General features: G+C 52.3%; 2 protein-coding genes and 4 pseudogenes. 1 reads left to right on the plus strand and 5 read right to left on the minus strand.

The window, feature by feature from the left end:
- Positions 1-263, minus strand: a pseudogene (locus ALO43_RS29850) (hypothetical protein); the annotation flags it as partial.
- 129 nt (positions 264-392) lie between these two features.
- Positions 393-799, minus strand: a pseudogene (locus tag ALO43_RS28135) (IS66 family transposase); the annotation flags it as partial.
- Positions 800-935: 136 nt separating this feature from the next.
- On the opposite strand from ALO43_RS28135, the pseudogene ALO43_RS02330 reads away from it, so the two are divergent.
- A pseudogene (locus tag ALO43_RS02330) lies at positions 936-1,142 on the plus strand (transposase domain-containing protein); the annotation flags it as partial.
- Positions 1,143-1,198: 56 nt separating this feature from the next.
- Here the strand turns inward: ALO43_RS02330 and ALO43_RS02335 are convergent.
- The 3 genes and pseudogenes from ALO43_RS02335 to ALO43_RS31085 all read right to left on the minus strand — a co-directional run.
- Positions 1,199-1,807 carry a GAD-like domain-containing protein gene (locus tag ALO43_RS02335; RefSeq protein ID WP_017685115.1) on the minus strand — a complete coding sequence of 203 codons (609 nt, stop codon included), beginning with the start codon at positions 1,805-1,807 and terminating at the stop codon, positions 1,199-1,201.
- A gap of 11 nt (positions 1,808-1,818) precedes the next feature.
- The gene (locus tag ALO43_RS02340; RefSeq protein ID WP_054997049.1) at positions 1,819-3,183 is read right to left on the minus strand and encodes a DUF6861 domain-containing protein; all 1,365 of its coding nucleotides are present in this window, start codon (positions 3,181-3,183) and stop codon (positions 1,819-1,821) included.
- Between the two features lie 226 nt (positions 3,184-3,409).
- Positions 3,410-3,670, minus strand: a pseudogene (locus ALO43_RS31085) (DUF6861 domain-containing protein); the annotation flags it as partial.

Raw genomic sequence — 3,670 nt, forward strand, 5'->3', positions numbered from 1 at the left:
AAACTCACACTTGTCTTCTTTCCTGAAGCACGGTCAAGGGCTGCTTGCCCATAAGCTTTAATTGGACCTCGTGCGTGCCGCACGTAAGGTTTCAAATCGTTTATTTTCTGCTGCAGTCGCATGCTTTGAGTTCTCTCTGCGTCGCCTGCCGATCTCTGCCTGCGATCCGGAGTGTTGCGCTCGCTTCGAGAAGGTGTGTCTGCACGGTCAGGCGAATAGACCTGGTGCGACATTCGAGATCCGCTGACGCATGCATTTCCCATCTTGAACTCCTCATAAAGGTAAAACGTTTCGAAGCAATGTGTGGCGCATCATCATTGACGGGTTCCATTGTGAAAACCTTAAGGAAGCGCTGCAAAAATGTATGCATTCGGCCATCACGCCTTGCGTGATTAAACCGGTTGCCACTTATGCGGTAGCAACTGATCTCACTAGCTCGCTGCGTCGGCAGGCGCGTGAGAATTTCCTTCAGATAAACATACGGATCATGACCATTCAGCCGAGCAGTCTGGATCAGACTAATGATTGCCGCCGCCCGTTTTCCACTGCGTAGCGAGCATGCAAGGAGCCAGTTGTTGCGACCAAGAGCCCATGGTCTGATTTGGTTTTCGGCCCAATTGTTATCTATGGGTACGGCCCCGTCATCAAGATAGCGCGACAGCGCTGCCCAGCGTTTCAGGAGGTAGTCGAGTGCTCTGCTGATGGCCCAGCCTGCGGGCACGAGGTCACGCTGGGCGATCATCCAGACATGCAGCATATTCATCACTGGGACGACTTTTTCTTGCCGTATGCGGCGCCGTAAAAGGAGGTTGATAAGCGAAGCGTAATCACAGGCATAATAACCATTCGTAGGGCTCGGGGTATCTGCGGTGAAAATTCCCTGAAGGCAGGCAGAAAGCGGTGATCAAACAAAATGTGTTTGGCAGACGCTTACTCTTGGACGTAAAAATTGGCTCTTCGCAGGGTCGCTACGCAGCGGAAAACGTGCGGCGGCTATCATGAGTTTGATCCAGTCTGCACGTTTGAATGGGCACGACCCTTATGTGTATCTCAAAGATGTGCTGACGCGGCTGCCGACGCAGCGCGCCAGTAAGATCTCCGAATTATTGCCGCATAACTGGTTGCCGTTACCCAACCTGTAATGCGAGTTCGCTTACACTGGCTTAAATACTTCAGGCGGCATGCCCGCATGCATGCCTTAAAAGCTATATGGCTTAAGCTCTGCGAGCTGGGACAGCAGGATTAGATGCTCCACTGTTTTTAATTTCTCAACATGATCAAGAGATGCTGATCCGCCAAGCATTAACGCTGGAACAAAACCATACATTTCATCATGGCGCAGCGTGCCGAGCTTTCTTCTTGCCTGGCTAAACAAATTTTCTACATCGTTAGAGTCCACTTTTCTGGACACGATAAAGTCTTGAAGCTTACGATCCATTTGTTCGGGGGTGGGTTCAAAATCATGGATTACGCATCTAGAAAAGACGCTGGTTATCTTCAGTGAAAATCCCGTTTTCTCGCCCCACAGGTATAGGTCACCAAAAGCACCACGTGCAATCAGGTGGTAAGTGTCGCGCTTTTCAAGTTCCGTCCCCTCAATCCAGGAAGCCACCACTCCCTCGTACTCCTGCGGGTTCACTATCCAAAAAATCCCTTCACCGTATCCGCACCAGCCGTGCTCAGTCCAGTATTCCAGAAGCTGATTAGGCAGTTTGCCCCTATAGCGCTCGATACTTGACATCGGGACGTCCTGGCGATCGACAGGGCCACCAAACTTCTCTAGAAACCTAGCAAATACCTTGTCCACGGATGCCTCCTTCAGCACTTATGTAATTTAACGTTAAGGAAAGTTGAGCCTCGCAGGGATTCTGGCACTTTCTCAGCAGCTGCTTTGAGGTTTTGAATTTTTGGTCTCCACTGAGGCCCAATGCTGGAGTTAACCTGTCGGTCACCGAAATCGCCGATGATATCCTTGCCACCAGCACTCAGATCGGGGTTGTGCAGTCCAGCAAGGTTTGCCATCGTTTCCTTGGCTTTTTTAATTGCAGCTTCTTCGGCTTCGAGTACATCCAAGTCTGGAAAATCATTCTGAAACCGCTCTTCCAATTGATCTTGCAGATCCTTGCGAGCCGTTCTGGCAGCCGCCGGACTGCGTTTCACCGGATTAGCAATATTCTCTAGATACTCATCAACCGTCAGCCGATTCAGCCCGTCCTCCTGCCCCTTCAATTGCCGCTCGAACTCTCCGACTTTAGAGGCCGGCATCTTGTCTGCCTTGAAGCATTCGACGTCATGGCGCGGCATAGTATTTGGCTTGCCCTTGGGCGGCTCTTTGTCTTTTCCAGATGGGCTGTTCGGTGGTGGCTCCTGCGGCCCAAGTGCGCCTCTGCGAGGCTCTGCCGTTTGTAGATCAGGGTGTTTTTTCAATGCTTCTTCGTGCTTGAGCATCCACTGGCCAAGCTTTGCGCCTCGCTCGCTGCCACGCATTTCGGTTGCGAGCACCCTTGCGTTTCCACGGCCTCGAGTCATATAAGCAACGATAGCGCTTAGCAGGAGAATCACTACGGCCTCATGGGAGCATGCAATATCCCACGCACCTTGTTGTGCTGCCATGCTGTCATCGGAAAAGGAACTCAACGGATTGCCGGTTCGCTCTCGAGGGCCGTTCCAAGCGGTGGAAACCCCACGAATGTAGCCCGTAGCTATCGGCTTAAGACCTTCTGTGAAGAATTCAGCAATCGAGGCCAGCCCCAGTACTCCAAGAATCCAAGTTCCCGCTTGCACTCCGACCAGTGCTCCTGCCGTCGCGCCTGGGAACGCGCCGATGCCGCCAGCAAGTAATCCGATCCCTCCACCTATCGTAGCGCCAGTTAACGCACTGCCGATAATGATCATGGCCATGTCGACCACTGCGCTAATCATCTCATCAAGGATGCTTCGAATATCAAGGTCAGAAAAGCGCTTCAGGATGCTGTTGGCGGCCTCTTTTTCGCCCAAATCACAAGCTCGGCGGACACATCTGACCCGGCGATAAATCAGATCGATACTAGGTACATTTATGGAGCTGGGTGGGCTGAGAGGATTCATGCCCGTTCCGCGTTCCGCTAGGCCGCGCTTACTAAATAGGCGTTCGGCATAAGCCTCGATATCGAGCCAACTGGGAATCCTTGTCCATAAAGGCATTCATCGCTCCTGCGTTCGGGGGGAGAATTTGGAAAGCTAAACTTTGTGCCATGTTATGTCAAAAGTGATTTCAAGGGGTCCAAACCTTAAGGCAGCGGCAGTCGAAAGGCTCGTGCCAAAGGATTCCCGCTCCCATGTGGTTCAGGCAGTGCGACGCAGAGTCAGGATACTCACGTCGGTCGTCTACAAATTTACCTGCTAGATGACTTCGCCAGACGCATACTGCGCTTCCACGACCCCGCGTCAGATAAGCAACGATGGCGCTTAGCAGGAGAATCACTACGGCCTCATGGGAGCTTGCAATATCCCACGCACCTTGTTGTGCTGCCATGCTGTCATCGGAAAAGGAACTCAACGGATTGCCGGTTCGCTCTCGAGGGCCGTTCCAAGCGGTGGAAACCCCACGAATGTAGCCCGTAGCTATCGGCTTAAGGCCTTCTGTGAAGAATTCAGCAATCGAGGCCAGCCCCAGTACTCCAAGAATCCA

This window comes from Pseudomonas tremae (assembly GCF_001401155.1).
GTDB lineage: Bacteria > Pseudomonadota > Gammaproteobacteria > Pseudomonadales > Pseudomonadaceae > Aquipseudomonas > Aquipseudomonas tremae.